Source organism: Methylobacterium sp. R2-1 (genome assembly GCF_014191355.1).
Taxonomy (GTDB): Bacteria; Pseudomonadota; Alphaproteobacteria; order Rhizobiales; family Beijerinckiaceae; genus Methylobacterium.
Genome location: NZ_JACHWM010000011.1, coordinates 119,353 through 136,814 on the forward strand (window position 1 = coordinate 119,353; position 17,462 = coordinate 136,814).

General features: G+C 69.5%; 13 protein-coding genes. 7 read left to right on the top strand and 6 right to left on the bottom strand.

The window, feature by feature from the left end:
* The first annotated feature begins 363 nt into the window (after nucleotides 1–363).
* Entirely contained in the window at nucleotides 364–2,061 is a 1,698-nt protein-coding gene (locus tag FHU13_RS16395) for a methyl-accepting chemotaxis protein (RefSeq protein ID WP_183436917.1), read from the top strand.
* Between the two features lie 130 nt (nucleotides 2,062–2,191).
* Here FHU13_RS16395 and FHU13_RS16400 read toward each other — a convergent pair whose 3' ends face one another.
* Nucleotides 2,192–3,043: a glycosyltransferase family 2 protein gene (locus FHU13_RS16400; protein ID WP_183436918.1), complete on the bottom strand. Its 852-nt coding sequence runs from the start codon at nucleotides 3,041–3,043 to the stop codon at nucleotides 2,192–2,194.
* Nucleotides 3,040–5,391 (bottom strand): right-handed parallel beta-helix repeat-containing protein, encoded by a 2,352-nt coding sequence (locus FHU13_RS16405; RefSeq protein WP_183436919.1) that lies wholly within the window; start codon nucleotides 5,389–5,391, stop codon nucleotides 3,040–3,042. The genes FHU13_RS16400 and FHU13_RS16405 overlap by 4 nt, the downstream gene beginning before the upstream one ends.
* A 255-nt stretch (nucleotides 5,392–5,646) precedes the next feature.
* Here FHU13_RS16405 and FHU13_RS16410 point away from each other — a divergent pair, with 255 nt between their 5' ends.
* A complete protein-coding gene (locus tag FHU13_RS16410) occupies nucleotides 5,647–6,954 on the top strand; it encodes a lipopolysaccharide biosynthesis protein (RefSeq protein WP_183436920.1) in 1,308 nt (435 codons plus the stop codon).
* A gap of 99 nt (nucleotides 6,955–7,053) precedes the next feature.
* On the opposite strand, the gene FHU13_RS16415 is transcribed toward FHU13_RS16410, so the two are convergent.
* Genes FHU13_RS16415 through FHU13_RS16425 form a run of 3 tightly spaced genes read right to left on the bottom strand, consistent with a single transcriptional unit; the run spans nucleotide 7,054 to nucleotide 11,225 of the window.
* Entirely contained in the window at nucleotides 7,054–8,883 is a 1,830-nt protein-coding gene (locus FHU13_RS16415; RefSeq protein ID WP_183436921.1) for a long-chain-acyl-CoA synthetase, read from the bottom strand.
* Nucleotides 8,884–8,894: 11 nt separating this feature from the next.
* Nucleotides 8,895–9,899: a homoserine O-succinyltransferase gene (locus tag FHU13_RS16420; protein WP_183436922.1), complete on the bottom strand. Its 1,005-nt coding sequence runs from the start codon at nucleotides 9,897–9,899 to the stop codon at nucleotides 8,895–8,897.
* Nucleotides 9,900–9,932: 33 nt separating this feature from the next.
* Nucleotides 9,933–11,225, bottom strand: coding sequence for an O-acetylhomoserine aminocarboxypropyltransferase/cysteine synthase family protein (locus tag FHU13_RS16425; protein WP_183436923.1), 1,293 nt, complete (start codon nucleotides 11,223–11,225; stop codon nucleotides 9,933–9,935).
* A gap of 436 nt (nucleotides 11,226–11,661) precedes the next feature.
* Between FHU13_RS16425 and FHU13_RS16430 the strand changes: the two genes are divergently transcribed.
* Both FHU13_RS16430 and FHU13_RS16435 read left to right on the top strand, forming a co-directional pair.
* A complete protein-coding gene (locus FHU13_RS16430) occupies nucleotides 11,662–12,096 on the top strand; it encodes a cupin domain-containing protein (RefSeq protein WP_183436924.1) in 435 nt (144 codons plus the stop codon).
* A 27-nt stretch (nucleotides 12,097–12,123) separates the two neighbouring features.
* On the top strand, nucleotides 12,124–13,005 hold the full coding sequence (locus FHU13_RS16435) for a branched-chain amino acid aminotransferase (RefSeq protein ID WP_183436925.1): 882 nt from the start codon (nucleotides 12,124–12,126) through the stop codon (nucleotides 13,003–13,005).
* A gap of 48 nt (nucleotides 13,006–13,053) precedes the next feature.
* On the opposite strand, the gene FHU13_RS16440 is transcribed toward FHU13_RS16435, so the two are convergent.
* A complete protein-coding gene (locus tag FHU13_RS16440) occupies nucleotides 13,054–14,757 on the bottom strand; it encodes a thiamine pyrophosphate-binding protein (protein ID WP_183436926.1) in 1,704 nt (567 codons plus the stop codon).
* A 412-nt stretch (nucleotides 14,758–15,169) separates the two neighbouring features.
* Here FHU13_RS16440 and FHU13_RS16445 point away from each other — a divergent pair, with 412 nt between their 5' ends.
* The 3 genes from FHU13_RS16445 (at nucleotide 15,170) to FHU13_RS16455 (ending at nucleotide 17,427) form a co-directional block, all read left to right on the top strand.
* On the top strand, nucleotides 15,170–15,691 hold the full coding sequence (locus FHU13_RS16445) for a flavin reductase family protein (protein WP_183436927.1): 522 nt from the start codon (nucleotides 15,170–15,172) through the stop codon (nucleotides 15,689–15,691).
* A 185-nt stretch (nucleotides 15,692–15,876) separates the two neighbouring features.
* Nucleotides 15,877–16,146, top strand: coding sequence for a phosphopantetheine-binding protein (locus FHU13_RS16450; RefSeq protein ID WP_183436928.1), 270 nt, complete (start codon nucleotides 15,877–15,879; stop codon nucleotides 16,144–16,146).
* A 78-nt stretch (nucleotides 16,147–16,224) separates the two neighbouring features.
* Nucleotides 16,225–17,427 (top strand): acyl-CoA dehydrogenase family protein, encoded by a 1,203-nt coding sequence (locus FHU13_RS16455; protein WP_183436929.1) that lies wholly within the window; start codon nucleotides 16,225–16,227, stop codon nucleotides 17,425–17,427.
* Nucleotides 17,428–17,462: the final 35 nt, after the last annotated feature.

The window sequence follows — 17,462 nt, forward strand, 5'->3', positions numbered from 1 at the left end:
GAAACGAAGACCGAGAGATCCCGACCTGATGCAATGAGGTCGGATCGAACGCCAGCCTCCGCGCCTGCGAACGAACCGTCGTGATCCAGTGCCGCTTCGAGCCGACGCACGACCCTCATGGCCGCCTCGCAGACCTTGAACGATTTCGTTTTCCGACCGGAGCCGTGCCGGGTGCAGCGATACAATGGGCTCTCTGAGCGGCACTAGGACAAGTTTCAAGGCAGCCTGGCTTAATCCACTTCAGGTTGGAATGCTTTCATTCCTCCGGATCAAAAGATCTTTGCAAATGAGCAATTTAACCTGAAATTAACATAGGCAACGCTGTCTATTTTTACGGCATATGCCGCTTTTTTAGGTGCCCCGATGCCGTTCTTCAGCAACGCGAAGCTCATCGTTAAGATAGCGTTACCTTTCGCCCTCACGCTCATGATCAGCGCAGGCCTGATCGTCTACGCCAGCGACAGGATGCGTGGTCTCTCCGAGCAGACGGCTCGGATCGTTGACGTCCAGGCCGTCCGCCTGGATGCGCTGATGCACATGCGCGGCGGCATCACCGAAGCTGCCGTCATGGACCGCAACATGCTGCTCGAAAGCGATCCGCAGATTAAGGCTCGCTTCCGGACGCGTCAGCAGGCCGCCATGACCGAGGCACGCGAGGCGGCCGATCGGCTGGTTGTCTTGGCCGACACGCCGGAGCGGCGTACCGGCAACGAGGCCATGCGGCGTGATGTCGAGAGCTTCCTCGCGATCCTCGATCGTGTCTACGACCTCGGCATGCGTCAGCAGGGCGAAGAGGCCTTCCGTATCGCGCGCGACGTTGGAATTCCGACTCGACTCAAGCTGAACGAGTGGATGCAGAGCCGAGCCACGCTGCTGGCCGGCGAGCTCACCGCCGCGAAGGCGCAGGCTATCGCGGACGCCGGTCGCGGCACCTACATGCTCATTGGCTTCGCGGTCGTCGGTCTGCTCGGTGCCATGGTGCTGGCCGGCCTGATCGTCGTGCTCGCGGTGACGCGCCCGCTCGGCAGCCTTGTCGGCGTTCTGCAGCGGATGGCCCGCGGCGAGATCGAGGCCGAGATCAAGGAAGCCGCGCGCGGCGACGAGATCGGCGCGGTCGGACGGGCCGTCGAAGGGATCAAGTCCATGGTGGCCCGCAAGGCCGCCGAGGAGGCGGAGGTGCGCCGCCGTGCCGACGAGGCCGCGGCCGCTGAGCGCCGGCGCACGATGATCGAGCTGGCCGACGGCTTCGAGGCGGCGGTCGGCGGGATCGTCGGAACGGTGTCGTCCTCGGCCTCCGAGCTGCAGGCCACCGCCCAGCAGATGACCGCGAGCGCGACCGAGACGGCCTCGCAATCCACGACTGTGGCCGCCGCGGCCGAGGAAGCCGCATCCAACGTCGGCACGGTCGCCGCCGCGGCCGAAGAGCTCGGGGCGTCGGTTCAGGAGATCGGCCGTCAGGTGCACGGATCGGCCGGCCTCGCCCAGGCCGCGGTCGGCGAGGCCGACCAGACGACCCATCTCGTCCAGGCGCTGAGGACCACCTCGGCCCGGATCGGCGACATGGTCGGACTCATCTCCAACATCGCCTCGCAGACCAATCTCCTGGCGCTGAACGCCACGATCGAAGCGGCCCGCGCCGGGGAGGCCGGCCGTGGTTTCGCGGTCGTCGCCTCCGAGGTGAAGGAGCTGGCAAGCCAGACGGCACGCGCCACCGAGGAGATTTCGGGTCAGATCGGCGAGATCCAGGGCGTGACGGATCAGGCGGTCGCCGCGATCGGGGCGATCACGAGCCGGATCCGGGAGATCAACAGCGTGGCGACCGGCATCGCCGCCGCCGTGGAACAGCAGGGCGCGGCCACGCAGGAGATCGTGCGCAACGTGGCGCAAGCCTCGAGCGGCACCTCCGAGGTGACGCGCAACATCGCGGGCGTGGCACAGGCCTCGGAGGAAACGGGGGCGGCCGCGAGCCACCTTCTGTCGTCGGCCTCGGAGCTCGCGCGACAGTCCGACCATCTGTCAGCCGAGGTGCAGCGCTTCCTCACGACCGTGCGCGCCGCGTAGGACCATTGGTTCGAAGAGGCGTGCCCCGGCTCATCGCGGCCGGGGCACGCGCCCCCGGGCCCCTCGACGCCCTCGGGCTCGGCTCGCGCAGGGCGCTCGAGGGGCTCGACACGCTCCGGCAGGGGCAGTGCTATCCCCGCAGCCGCGCCACCGCCAGTTTGCGCATCCGGCTCGCGTAGAACGAGAGAAAGCCGCGCTGGGCATGGTCGCCGGGGGTGCGCAGGACGAGGCCCGGATCGACCAGCATCCGCCGGCCCGTGGCGGCGGCGACGCGGCGGTTGAAGGTAAGGTGCTCGCAGCGCGCGTAGGCCTCGTCGCGGTAGGATCCGAGGCGGTAATCGGCGCCGCGGTAGAGCGTCAGCCCATTGAAGGCGGAGAGGCACGTCGTCTCGCGCTCGCGCGTCAGCGCGCTCTGCGCCGGGTAGATCGTGCTGGAGAAGAAGCGGTAGTAGCCGAGCGCCCCGCGGCGGTGGCGGGCAATGTCGTCGAGAAGGTGCTCGTAGCTCACCGCCTCGTCCTCGTAGGCGAGCAGATCGTAATAGTGCGGGCGCGACGCCGCCGAGACCGCGAAGAGGCCCGGCCGCTCCAACTTGGCCAGGGCTGCCACAACGGCCTCCGCCTCGGGCGGGCAGGCCATGACGTTGTCGATGTCGGCGACACAGACGAAGGCCGGCGGTGCGCCCTGCACGTCGAGAACCTGCTTGAGGTGCTCGCGCCCGAGGGCCATCCGCGCCAGTCGGCCGCGTGTCTCGGACATGAATCCGGTGGGAACGTGGCGGAGTTCGCCTCGTGCCTGCGCCGCCGCGAGCAGTGCCCCGGTGCCGTCGTAGGAATCGTTCTCGCCGACGAAGGCGCGGCAATCGAGTCCTGCCGCCCGCAGCGAGGCCAGGAAGCGCAGGAAGGCCGGCAGGGTGGCGGCGCAGTTGCGCGCCAGCGCCAGCACGACGATGTCGGGGCGCCTTTCATTCACCGGGTCGTTCATCGCGCAGCTTCCTTCGGGGTGTTCAGCGGAGAACGGGGGTCTGCCGTACGCCCCGCGATCCGGCAGGCGCAGGGGGCTTGAGCCGCGGTTTCGCGCTGCGGATCGAGCGGGAGCGTCCGGTTGAGGGACCAGAGCGTGCCGGCGCAGTTCTTGGCATCCCACCACGGATTGGCCCGGCCGGTGCGGGCGCGCCAATCGACGCTGTTCCCGCTCACCGTCACCGTGTGGCAGGGCTCCGCGTACTGGTTCCAGACCGAGATACCGACATTGGTGAAGGCTTGCGGCCGGGCGATCACCACGTTGCCTGCGATCGTCATGTGGCTGCCGCTCGCCACCGCGATGCCGTACTGGCCCGGATCGATCAGCAGGTTGTCGCGGGCTTCCAAGTAGGCGCCGCCGCCGTCTCCGAGCATGATCCCGCCACCGGACTGACTTGGGCCACCGCCGACGAGGCGGTTGCGGCTGACCAGGATCGGCCCGCCCGGCTCGCCGCGGGATTGGAAAAGGCTGATCGCGTCTTCCGGCACGCCACGGCCGGGCTCGTTCTCGCCGATGTTGCAGGAAATGCCGTTTCCGGGCCCCGTCACCTTGTCGAATTGCACGAACTGACCGGCGGGGATGGGCCCGCGCACGTTGCGCAGGCTGTTGCAGCGGACGCTGACCCGGGTGGAGGAGAGGGCGCGGACGCCCGACAGGGCGTTCTCGATCGTGTTTTCCTCAATCGTGACGCCTTCGCTCCCTTCGATATAGACGCCGACATCCCCCGTGTCGCGGATCGTGAGGTTGCGGATCGTCACGTTGCGCGCGCGTTCGATCCGCACCCCCTCGCCGCCGCAAGGCCCGATGTCGAGGTTCTCGATCGTACGGTCGGAGGCGTCGCGCAGAACGAGGCAGGGGCCGGACGGATTGCTGACGGAGCGGCGGCCCTCTTCCGCACGAACCTCTTCCGCGCGGGCAGGCGCAGCGGGCCAGGGTGCGAGGAGCGCGAGACCGGCGAGCGCGCCCAAGGATGCGGCTCTCGCGCGCCCAGGTCGGAACGGCGCATCGGACGGGATGGGGGCGGTCTGCGCCCGGAAGATCATCGAGGCGGCGATGCCGATGCCGATCAGCGTCCAGAACGGCACCGCCAGCATCGGTCCCTCCAGGGCCACGTCGAAGCTCGCATCGATGATGATCGAGGCGACGTAGCAGGCGATGAACAGAAAGAAGCCCTCCCATTTCCGCTCGCCGATCCGACGTGCCCGCCAGAAGGCGGCGATCATCGCCAGCATCCACACGGCGCAGGTCAGAAGCCACAGGGCGAGGCCCGGCACGCCGCTGCGGGCGAGATAGGTCATGTGGATGCTGTGCGGGCTGCGTAGGGTCGGCCCGCCGTTCTCGAGTCCAACGACGTAGCCGTCGGTCTCGGCGAGGTTCGGCCCGAACCCCTTGCCGGTCCAGAAGTACGGGCCATGCACAGTGTAGCCGACGATGCTGTTCCACCAGCGCAGTCGCCACTGCTTGGTGTCGTCGAGGTTGCCGCCGCTGCTCGGGGCGACGATGCTGACGATGTTGTTCACCACCGCCGCAGCGCTGACGGGCCGGTCACTGTTCGGCAGTTCCACCTCGACGTCGAGGGCAGCCGCGGCACCGAGAAGGCCGGCGCCGATGATCAGCGCCGCCGCGAGCCGCTTCCACTGGCCGACCGCCACGAGCGCGAGACCGACCGGCACCGCGATCGCCAGCATGGAGCCGCGGTTCTGCGCGGCGGCCAGCACGGCGCCGAGGCCGACGAAGGCGAACCAGCCCGGCCCGACCCGGACGAGGCCGACCAGCGCGAGGACGACGGCACCGGTCAGATGCGTCGAGAGCTCGCCCGCCCGCGCCGCGAAGAACGGTACGTCGCCGAGGATGAAGGCGATGATCGCGAGCGGGATCACGACGCGCGCGAGCCAGCGGAACATCCGCAAGAGCGCCCCAAGCCGCCGCGGATCGTCGAGCAGGAGGGCGATCAGGACGAAGGCGTAGCTGCCGTAGAGCGCGACCGCCCCGTCGCGCAGGGCGTCGACCCGGTATTCGCGCAGGCCGGACAGCGTCCGCAGCAGCACCCAGCCCATCAGAGCGGCGACGCAGAGCGCGGGTGCGGTGGCAAGCCCGGCGGCGAGGTTGAGGCCCGTCCGCGCCCGGAACACCGCGAGCAGCCCCAGAAGGAACAGCAACTCGCCGGCATAGAGCGGCGGCAACCCGAGATAGGCGAAGCTCTTGCCAAAGATCATGTAGCCGGCGAAGGCGATTCCGAGCGCCGCCAGGAACAACTCGGCGAGGCGGCTCTCCCGCGGCAGAACGTGGACAGTTGTCGTCGTCGCCATCAGCGCTTGCCTGTCCAAACGTGCCCGTCGCCCGCCGCTTACCGGCCTGATCGGGCGAGAAGTCTTGCGGGCGGGCCGCGTCCTGACAATCGAGGCCCGCGGTGCATCGGAGCGGTCCGGCCCGTACTTCCGACGTACCCCGAAGGATCGAGGAATTGCCGCCGCCCCTCCCGATGTCCGCGTGGTGCGGGCGCCCGCCTCGTCTAGGGTCGCCGGGTCATCCTTCCGGCCGCCTTACCCCCACCCGGACACAGCATGCCTGCCCTCCCGCGCGACCTCCGTGCCCTGGTCGGCGCCTGCCGCGCGTCTGCCGGAAGAGGCGCCGCCGGGCCGGCGCTCTCGGTGGCCGATCAGGCGCTGGTGAGCGCGTGCAACTTCGCCACCACCATCGTGCTGGCGCATGCCCTCGGCCTGGAAGCCTTCGGCCTGTTCTCGACAGCCTGGATCGCGGTGCTGCTCACCGTCAGCCTGCAGCTCGGTCTCGTCGTCTGCCCGATGATCAGCATTGGGCCGGGCCTGCGCGAGGAGGCGCGGCACGCCTATTACGCCATTGTCCTCGTCCACGAGGCAACCTTCCTGGCGCTCGCCGGCGGCGCCGTCGCGATCGGGCTCGCTCTGGCCTTCGGCGACCGCGCTCTGGCGCTCGCGGCGGGTGCGGCCTGCGCCGCCCACCTCGCCCAGGATTTTTCACGCCGCTACCTGTTCGCTCGCGGCCGGCCGCCTGTCGTCCTCGGGATCGACGCGGTCAATCAGGGGGTCAAGCTCGCATTTCTGGTGATGCTCGCGCGGGACGGCGTGCTCTCGCCAGCCCGCGCCCTGGAGGTCATCGCCGCCTCGGCCGTCCTGTCCTGCCTCTGCGCCATCCCGTTCCGAGGGCGGCTGGCGTGGCGGACCGGCGAGTTCGGCACGGCGAGCCGGCGGCAATGGCATTCCGGCCGCTGGCTGGTCCTGACCGGGCTGATGCAGTGGCTGAGCGGCTATGGCGGCCTGCTTGTCGCCGGGGCCCTGCTCGGCGTGACGCTGATCGGCGTGCTGAGGGCTGCGCAGAGCATCCTCGGCGTTCTCAATCTGATCCGCGACGCCCTGGAAAACATCGTCCCGCCGATCGCCGGCCGGGCGCTGGCGGCGCGCGGCCTCGACGGCCTGCGGCCGGTCATCGGCGTGACCGCCGCCATCGGCTTTGCCGGTGGCCTCAGCTTCACGGGGCTGCTGGCGCTCACCGGACCGAGCCTTCTCGCGGCGGCGTTCGGGCCCGACATGGCCGCCTATGCCTGGGTGGTGGCGTGGTACTCGCTGCTGTTCCCGGTCTCGCTGGTCTCCTTCGCGCAGATCTGCGCCTTCCGCGCGCTGGAGCGGACCGGTGCGATCTTCGCCGCCACGGCAGCAGCGGCAGCCCTCAACCTCGCCCTCGTCTACCCGGCGGTGCGCTGGTTCGGCATCGAGGGCCTGCTCGGTGTAGCGATCGCGAGCGAGGTACTGGTCTGCCTCGTCCTCGCCGGGCTGCTGCGGCGCGCATTGCGGCTGCGCCCGTCCTTACCGCTCGGCGAGCTACAGCCGGCCTGAAGTGCGGGGGCCCAAAGGGATCATCCCTCTGGCGGGGCGCAAAGTGGCAAAGCCGGGCTGCGCCCCGGCTTCCCTTAACCAGGGCGGTGCAGCACCGGATTACAGGCGCAGCTTTCCTCCGGTGATCTCGGCGTGCAGGGCCGGATCGATCCGGCGGTAGGCGCCGTCGCGGTCGATGTAGAGTGGGTCGTCGGTCCGGTCCGGGTCGAAGCCGTCCTCGGCCAGCGCGACCTTCTTCTGCTTGAAGGTCTCGGTGTGGCCGAGCTCCGCGCTCAGGCGGAGGAACAGCGGCCGGGCATAGGCCGGCAGCCGGCTCTCCATCTCGGCGTGCAGATGCGCGAGGACGAAATCCGGCCCGACCGCGAGCGCCGCCATGCCGGCCCGGCCCTCCGCCCCCGGCACGGCCACGCCGTAGACGTTGGCCTCGCGCACGCCCGCCACCCGGTGGAGCGCCTCGGCAACCTCGGTGGTGGCGACGTTCTCGCCCTTCCAGCGGAAGGTGTCGCCGATCCGGTCAACGAAGGTGAAGAAGCCCTGCGCGTCCCGGCGCATCAGGTCGCCGGTGCGCATCCAGGCATCGCCGGGCTCGATCACGTCGCGCAGCACCTTGCGTGCGCTCTCGGCAGCGCTGGTATAGCCCTCGAAGGTATATTCCGCCTTGTCCGAGAGTCGGCCGAGCAACTCGCCGGCCTCGCCGAATTCGGCCGGGATGCAGCGGCCCCGCGCGTCGCGGGCGGGCAGCCCCGTCGCCGCGTCGTGGCGGACGATCAGGGCCGGCGAGCGCCGGGCCATGAAGGGGGGCACGCGCCCCACCGCGCCGACCCGGCCCTCGACGTTGTAGAGCGAGAGCGTGCCCTCGGTCGCAGCGTAGAATTCGAGGATGCGGGGGATGCCGAAGCGCGCCTGGAACGCCTCCCAGACCTCGGGTCGCATCCCGTTGCCGGTACAGAGCCGCAGGCGGTGCCGGCCCTCGGCGGGATCGGGCGCGGCAAGGGTCAGGTAGCGGCAAAGCTCGCCGATGTACTGGAACAGGGTCGCGCCGGACTCGGTCACGTCCGCCCAGAACCGACGGGCTGAAAACTTCTCGCGGATCACCACCGAGCCGCCGCCGAGCAGCACCGAGCCCGGAGCCACCACCCCCCCGACGCTGTGGTAGAGCGGCAGGCAATCGTACATCCGGTCGCCCGGCGTCGGGTCGATCAGGCCGGCGAACCAATGGGTCCACATCATCACCCGGTGGTGGCTCACCCGCGCGGCCTTGGGCAGACCGGTTGTGCCCGAGGTGTAGATCAGCAGCGCCGGGTCGCGCAGCGTGACGGAAGGCGCCTCATCGGGTCCGAGCGGCGCCGCGGACAGGTCCGCCGAGGTTGCGGCGAGCGAATCTGTTGCGTCCGGCGCCTGCCATACGATCTCCGGCGTCTCGGCAAGATGAGGCAGGGCCCCCTCCAACGCCTCGGCGAGGTCGGCGGCGGTGATGATCAGGCGAGGCGCGGCCACTGCGATGCAATGGGCGAGGCCCGCACCGCGCAGGTTGGTGTTGAGCAGCGCCACGCAGACGCCGATGCGGGTCAGCCCGAGCCAGACCGCGAGGTAGTCCGGGCAGTTCCGCATCATGAGGGCGACGGTGTCGCCCTTGGCGAGCCCGCGCGCCAGCGCCCAGCGAGCGTAGCGGTTGCGGCGGGCGGCCAGGTCCGAATGGCTCAGGGTCTCGTCCGCGCCGATCAGGGCCGGCGCGTCGGGGCGCTCGGCGGCGACGGCGTCCAGCACGAGGGGGAAGGTGCGCTCCGGACTCGCATCGATCCGCGCCGTCCGGGCGAGCGCCCCGAGCCAGCCGGCGGTGGAGGAGGCGCGAGCCGGCGGCGCACCGTCCGGCTCCGAGCATCCGACGAGCGGATCGGGGGAGGGCGCTGCGGAGATCGACTGATCCATTGCGGACATCCTCACGCGGCGAGCACCGCGCGGGCCGAGACGAGCACGAGCCAGTTGCGGAACAGACCGGCGGCCCCTTCCTGCCAGCCGGCGGGCCGGGGCTGCGTTTCAGCCATCGTCGGGAAGTCGGCATGCAGGGCTGGTGCGCGGTAGGCCCGCGCCACGGCGGCAAAGGCGTCGAGACGCCGGACCGATGCATCGGTGTAGTAGTTCTCGGGCAGAGCCGGGCAGGTGTCCCGTTCGCCATCGAGGAAGCGGCCGATATCCCGGCGATACTCGCGGGCGAGGGTATCGCCGTCATATTCCGGATGGCCCTGGAGGAAGACCATCGGGGCGCCTCCGCCCTCGCGGACGAACAGATCGGCCCCGACCTCGTCCGAGCGGCGCAGGATGCGGTAGCCGCGGGCCGTGAGCTCGGTCTCGGGCAGGTCGTTCCAGCGCGAATGCGGCACCGGCACGGTCTGTGGCATCCCCGCCAGCAGCGGGTGGTCCGCGACGGCCGTGCAGGCATAGACGCCGGAATGCTTCGTCGGCAGTGGCCGGCGCTCGATGTCATCGAGGTGAAGCACGGCCGCGTGGGCAGCGAGGCACGAGAACAGGGTCGGGACGCCGCTCGCTGCCGCCCAATCCACCACCGCCGCGAGCGCGGGGAAGAACGGTTCGTCGGCGAGCCGCTTAGCCTTCGGTTCGGCTCCGGTCACGACGAGGGCGTCGAGCCCGGCGTCGGTCAAGGCATCTTGCGTCGCGTAGAAACGGTCGAGATGGGCGCGGCCGAGCGGACCGCGCGGGACCGCGTCGAGGCTGAACAGGCGCAGATCGACGTCATGGCCGATCAGGCGCCGGAACTGCCGCTCCGTCTGCACCAGGGCGCTGTCGGGCATGTTGTTGAGGAGGCCGATGCGCAGGACCGACGCGGGTCGAGCCGGCTCTGACCATGAGGCGCCGCCGCGCGCGCCGAGATCCAGCTCCGCCACCGGCAGGCTCGCGGGCAGGATCGAGGGGCCGTGGTCCAGCATGGCGGGTCTCCTGCGGAAACGGTTGCGGGAGGGTCAGGCCGCGAGCGCGGCCGGAGCCGCCGCGGCGAGTGCCTGATCGAGGTCTTCGAGGATGTCGTCGATGTGCTCGATGCCGACGCTGAGCCGGATCGTCTCCGGCAGCACACCCGCGATCCGCTGCTCGTCGCGGGTCATCTGCCGGTGCGTGGTCGAGGCCGGGTGGCAGGCCAGAGATTTGGCGTCGCCGATATTGACGAGGCGCTTCACCAGCGTCAGCGCGTCGTAGAACGCCTTGCCGCCCTCGAACCCGCCGGCGACGCCGAAGGTCAGGAGTGACGACCCCTCGCCGCGCAGGTACTTGCGCGCCATCGGGTGGTTCGGGCTGTCGGGAAAGCCGGCATAGTTCACCCAGGTGATCTTCGGATGCGCCCGCAGGTGCTCGGCGACCTTGCGCGCGTTCTCGACATGGCGCTCCACCCGCAACGCCACCGTCTCGATGCCCTGCAGCAGCAGGAAGGCGGACATGGCCGGCAGCACCGCTCCGGTAGTGCGCTGGTAGACGCTGCGCGCCCGCGCGGCGAAGGCGCCGGGACCGAAATGATCGGCGTAGACGAGGCCGTGATAGGAGGCGTCCGGCCGCGTGAACATCGGGAAGCGATCGGCCTGCGCCGCCCAGTCGAAGCGCCCGGAATCGACGATGATGCCGCCGAGCGTGGTGCCGTGGCCGCCCATGAACTTGGTGAGCGAGGCGATGACGATGTCGGCCCCGTACTCGATCGGCCGCATCAGGATCGGAGTCGGCACGGTGTTGTCGACCACGAGCGGCACGCCGTGGGCGTGGGCCACCGCCGCCAGCGCCTCGATATCGCAGATGTTGCCGGCCGGGTTGCCGATCGATTCGCAGTAGACGGCGCGGGTGTCGCCATCGATGAGGGCCGCGATGTCCTCGGCCCGGTCGCTCGGGGCGAAGCGGCAGGTGATGCCCTGGCGCGGCAGGACATGGGCGAGCAGCGTGTGGGTCGTGCCATAGAGCTGGGGCACCGCGACGATGTTGCCGCCGTGGTCGGCGAGCGTGGCGATGGCGTAGTGCAGGGCCGCCTGCCCCGAGGCGACGGCGAGTGCCGAGTGGCCGCCCTCCAGTTCCGCCACGCGCCGCTCCAGCACCGCGACCGTCGGGTTGGCGATCCGGCTGTAGCGGAAACCCTCTTCCTCCAGGTTGAACAGGGCGGCGCCGTGGTCGGCGCTGTCGAAGGCGTAGGCCACGCTCTGGTAGATCGGCACGGCGACCGCGTGCGTCGCCGGGTCGTGGTCGAACCCGGCATGAAGGGCGATCGTTTCGCTGCGCATGTCTTGAAGCCGTCCCGAAACCGCAGTGTTGGAGCCTTGTGCGCAAGGCCGGGACCAGACTTCGCCGTGCCGGAACGGGATGACCGCATGCGAAGATTGCTCCACGCAAATCTTCGGCACGTCTTAGTTGATGGCTTGGAACGACTTGGAAAATCGCGATCGGAAGGGCGCCCCGGGCGTGGCGGCTTCGATCTCCCGGTGGAATCGCCATCATCCGACGCTGTCCCGATATGGGCCAGACGTGTCAAATCGGCCCTAGTCTGCATAAGGCGGCATAAGATCTGGCATCGACAGTTTTCGCTCCCGGCCGCGTTAGTCATAACCGCAAAACGGACTTGCGATCTGTTCTCCGCAGTGCCTTCTGCTCGGCTGAGTGCTTCCGGAACGGTCCTGAACGCCTGCTCCCCTCAGCGAGGATGATGTGTCGATCACAGCGATGATTCCGTCCGTGACCTCGGGCGAGCTGCGCGCCGCGCCGATCGAGCCGAGCTGGATCCACGAGGGACAGCCCGTGGCCCGCAACACCATGCTCTCGCGCAGCGCCGATGGCATGGCCTGGACGCTCGTCTGGGACTGCACCGCCGGCCGGTTCGAGTGGCACTACGACATCGACGAGACGATCCACTTCATCGAGGGCTCGGCCACGATCAGCGACGGCCTCTCCCCCGCCAAGACCTTCAAGGCCGGCGACGTGCTGTTCATTCCCCGCGGCGCGGTCTGCCACTGGCATGTCGAGAGCTACGTGCGGAAGGTCGCGTTCTGCCGGAAGACGCAGCCGAAGGTCGTGGCGCTCGCCCTGCGCGCCGCCGGCAAGGCCAAGCGGATGCTGAGCCGTCGCTCCGGCGCCGGCGGCCAACTCGAAGCCGCCTGAGGCAGGACGTTCGGAGGCTCGGAAGCGATGACGACACCGGACCACGATACCCCGAACCACGACACCTGGACCTTCTTCGAGGGCGCGTGGCACCCCGGCAATGTCCGGATCATGGGGCCGCGCACCCACGGCGCGTGGCTCGGCTCGACGGTGTTCGACGGCGCCCGCGCCTTTGAGGGCGTCACGCCCGACCTCGACTTGCACCTCGCCCGGGTCAACCGCTCGGCCACCGCCCTCGGGCTCACGCCGAAGGTCGCGGTCGAGGAATGGACCTGCCGCGTCGCCGAGGGGCTGACGCGCTTCGCGCCCGATGCCGAACTCTACATCCGGCCGATGTACTGGGCCGAGAGTGGATTCGCCGGCGGCGTGCGCTTCGATCCCGCCTCCACCAACTGGTGCCTGTCGCTCTACAGTGCGCCGATGCCCCTGCCGACCGGCATCAAGGCCACGCTCTCACCCTTCCGCCGCCCGTCGATCGAGGTGGCCCCCGTCGATGCAAAGGCGGGCTGCCTCTACCCCAACGGCGCGCGGGCGCTCACCGAGGCGCTGTCGCGCGGCTTCGGCAATTGCCTCATGCTCGACGGGCTCGGCAACGTCGCGGAATTCGCCAACGCCAACGCGCTCTTCGCCAAGGACGGCGTCGTCTACACACCGGTCCCGAACGGGACGTTCCTGGCCGGCATCACCCGCGCCCGCATCCTCGCGCTGCTGCGCGGGGCCGGCGTCACGGTGGTGGAGAAGACGCTTCGCTACGAGGATTTTCTGGGCGCCGACGAGGTCTTCACCGCCGGCAATTTCGCGAAGGTCGCCCCGGTCACCGGACTCGACAACGTACGTTTCGAGCCGGGGCCGGTGTTTCGCCTCGCGCGGCAACTATACTGGGACTTTGCGCACGGTCGGCTGAGCTGAAGCCAAGCCCCTGTCTCCTCTGCGGGAGAGGGGCTCTTCCTCAACGCCTCACTCTCCCGCCAGCGCCTTCTCACGGATGGCCGTGAGGCTCGTGCCCGGCGCGATCGCATCGACCGACATCTTCACGTGAATGATCGCCGGACGCTGCGCCGCCAGGGCCTCCTCCAGAGCCGCCGGAAAATCCTCCGTCCGCTCGACCGTGAAGCCGACGCCGCCGAAGGCGCGGGCATAGGCCGCGAAATCCGGATTCACGAGGTCGGTGGCGCAGACACGGCCGGGAAAATCGCGCTCCTGATGCATCCGGATCGTGCCGTAGCTCGCATTGTCGGCGACGATGCAGACAAGGTTCAGGCCGTACTGCACCGCGGTCGCGAATTCCTGCCCGTTCATCAGAAAGTCGCCGTCGCCGTTGATCGAGATCACGGTGCGGTCGGGAAAGATCCGCTTCATCGCAACCGCCGCCGGCACGCCGTAGCCCATCGAGCCCGAGGTCGGCGCCATGTGGGTGGCGAGGCGGCGGAAGCGGTAGAAGCGGTGGATCCAGGCGGCGTAGTTGCCCGCGCCGTTGCACAGGACCGCATCCTCCGGCAGCGTCTCGCGCAGGTGCACCATCACCTGCCCGAGATTGACCGGGCCGGGCTGCGGCGTCGGGATCTGCGACCATGCCAGATACTCGGCATGGGCCGCGCGGGTCGCCTCCGACCACGGCAGGGCGTCCGGCGGCGGGAGCCGCGCCAGCGCCGCCGCCATCCGGGCCGGGGCGGCGGTGATGCCGAGATGCGGGACATAGACCCGGCCGAGTTCCTCCGAGCCGGGATGAATGTGAACGAGCCGGGTGCGGGGTGCAGGAATGTCGAGCAGCGAATAGGTCTGGCTCGCGACCTCGCCGAGACGGCCGCCGAGCACGATCATCAGGTCGGCGGCCTTCGCCCGCGCCACCAGCTTCGGGTTGGCGGCGAGCCCGAGATCGCCCGCGTAGTTCGGGTGGAGCGGGTCGAATAGCGGCAGCCGGCGGTAACTCGTGGCGACCGGCAGATCGAAGCTTTCGGCGAAGCGGCGGATGTCGGCATAGGCCCGCTCGCTCCAGCGGCTGCCGCCGAGCACGAGGAAGGGCCGCTCGGCCTCTGCCAGCAGGGCGGCGAGGCGCTCCAGATCCTCCGCGCCCGGCGCCGCCTCGACCGGCTCGAAGGGTGGGGCCAGTGGGCCCTCGGCCGTGTCTTTCAGCATGTCCTTGGGCAGCGCGATCACCACCGGGCCCGGCCGGCCGCCAGTGGCGGTGTGGAAGGCGCGCGAGACGTATTCCGGCACCCGCGCCCCGGTCTCGATCTCGGTCGCCCATTTGGCGATCGGCCCGAAGGCGGCGCGGTAATCGACCTCCTGCCACGCCTCGCGGTCGCGCAAGGATCGCTCGATCTGCCCGACGAACAGGATCATCGGCGTCGAATCCTGCTGGGCGATGTGGATGCCGGCGGACGCGTTGGTGGCGCCGGGCCCGCGGGTGACGAAGCAGATGCCGGGTTGTCCGGTCGCCTTGCCGTAGGCCTCCGCCATCATCGCCGCACCGCCCTCCTGGCGGCAGACGGTCAGCGCGATGCCCGATTCGTAGAGCGCGTCGAGCACCGGCAGGTAGCTCTCACCGGGCACCGCGAAGACGTGGGTGACGCCGTTGGCCGCGAGTTGATCGACCAATGCCTGGGCAGCGTTCCGCCCGCTGCGGCGGGCGGGGAGGGCGGCGTCGAGGCTGTGGGACATCGCTCGGATCTCGCTTGACGGCAGGACGTGTCCCGGTTCGGGACCGCTCCTCGGCCCATCCTCCGGTTCGTACCGGAACTGAACAGTTTCCGGCCAATCCGGCCGGGCCCTGGACTTGCACAGATGAGCCGCAAGGACAGGCAACGACATAGAGATGAACCGATAACGTCCGGTTTCAGAGTGACTCACAAAACTCACCGTCGCCGATCGTCTCTCGTCCGGGCGCGGCGCACCGGGACTTTCGTGGGAGACACGCGGCTAAATCGGGTCGGACAGGTTTCACGAAGCCCGATTGCAGACCGCCGAACGGATTGCGGACCATGACTGCGCACCGGAGATCACCGACAGCCCGCTCGATGGCCGATCGAGGCGTCGTCTCCGCTCCTGCGCGCCGCAAGGGGCGGAGCGCGTGATGGCCGCCGCCGCCCTTCTCCCTGCACCGTCCGCGGACGGGACACTGCTCAAACAGGCGATGCGCCGCCTCGTCGGGGGCGTGGTCGTCGTCACCGCCGGGATCGGCGACGATAGGGTCGGGTTGACCGCGACGTCGGCCATCTCGCTCTCGGTCGATCCGCCGACCATGCTGGTCTGCGTCAACCGTGCTTCCTCGGCCTGGCCGGTCATCGCCCGAAGGCGGCACTTCTGCGTCAGCATCCTCGGCGGAGGGCAGCAGGCGATTGCCGAGCGCTTCGCCGGCATCGGCGGCCTCAAGGGCGCCGCCCGCTATTTCGGCGCCGACTGGACTATCATGGCCTCGGGCGCGTCGGGCCTCACCGAAGCACGGGCCCTCGTCGATTGCACGCTGGACGAGGTGATCGAACGACACAGCCACGCCATCCTCCTCGGCGCGGTGCGCGAGGTCCGACTGAACCGGGCTGAGCGGCCCGCCCTGGCCTATGGCAGCGGCCGCTTCATCCGGATCTTACCGGAGTGAGGGTCGGCCGAGACGGTCCGGCACCAAATGATACGCAATACTGATCGTATTAACCAAGGTCATACTTAACACCAATAAACACTTTTTATGCACAACCACTAAGAGTATCCAAAAACAAATATTGTATTGGGGCCGAAACGGTTACGGACCGACCCAGTCAGAACAGACCGAGGGAAGACCACACCATGTCGCAAGCGGTGACAGCCAGCGTCGCGGATCGCACCATGGGCCTCGCCTACGCGATCGCCGCCCGCCACGCGATCAAGCCGGAATTCGACCAAACGGACGCCCTGATCGATGTCGGGCTCTCCTCGCTCGATCTCGTCAACCTGATGGTCGCGGTCGAGGCGGAGTTCGACATCATGATCCCGCCCGCGAGCCTCACGCCGAAGAACTTCTACTCGATCGAGACCATCGCCCGGATGGTCGAGAACGTGCGTAGCCCGAACGCCTGAGCGGCGCTCCCCGACTTCCTCACGCACCCCCCTGACGTGCCGCCGGCCCGGCCGGCTTCAGTTCAACGGAGCCCCGCCATGACCATGCAGCCGATGCCGCAGCCGGACGGCCTCGTCGGTGACGCCGCCGACCTCCTGACCCGCGCCGCCGCCGCTGCCGCGATCGCCGCTGCCCATGCGGACGCAGTGGACCGTGAGGGGCGCTTCCCCGAGGAAGCCGTCGCCGCGTTCCGTACGCAGCGCCTGCTGGGAGCCGCCGTGCCGATCGACCTCGGCGGGGAGGGCGCCTCGGTACGGACGCTCGCAGAAATCAGCTACGTGCTGGGGCGGGCCTGCGCCTCCGCGGCGATGATCTTCGCCATGCACCAGACCAAGGTCGCCTGCCTGATCCGGCACGGAAGCGGCGAGCCCTGGCAGGACGGCCTCCTGCGCCGCATCGCCGACGAACAGCTCCTGATGGCGTCCTCGACCACCGAGGGGCAGGGCGGCGGCAACGTCCGCTCCTCGTCCGCCGCGATCGAGTCGGACGGCGAGGCGGTCACCCTGGAACGGGCCGCCACCGTGATCTCCTACGGCGCGCAGGCCGATGGCGTCGTCACCGTCGCCCGCCGCTCGGCCGAGGCCGGAGCATCCGACCAGGTGCTCTGCGTCTTCCTGAAGGAGGATTACAGCCTGGAGCGCCTGAGCGGCTGGGAAACGCTCGGCATGCGCGGCACCTGCAGCAGCGGCTTCCGCCTCAAAGCCCGCGGCCTGCCTCAGCAGGTGCTCGCCGCCCGCTACGGTGACATCCACAACCAGACCATGACACCGGTCTCGCACATCCTCTGGTCGAGCGCCTGGGCCGGGATCAGTGCCTCCGCCGTCGATCGCGCCCAGGCGTTCACCCGCACGGCGATGCGCGGCGCGGGCGGCGTCGCCCCGCCCGGCGCGTTGCATTACGCCCGGGCCGTCTCCAGCCTGAAACAGGCCCGCGCCCTCATCACCCAGGCCCTCGATACCTTCGAGAGTGCGCAAGGCGATCCGGCGGCGCTCGCCGGCCTCGACGTACAGACGGCGCTGACGATGCTCAAGGTCGAGGTCTCGGAACTGGCCGTTGCCACGGTGTCGAGCGCGCTGCGCGCCAACGGCCTCGCCGGCTACCGCCAGGACGGCGATTTCAGCGTCGGCCGGGCGCTGCGCGACATCCTCTCGGCGCCGATCATGATCCACAACGACCGGATCGTGGCCAATCTGGCCACCGCGACGCTGATGTCACCGGTCGCCGCGTCGCTGAGCGCCTGACCCCAGCGCGCCGCACCAGCCCCCTCTGTGCCGAA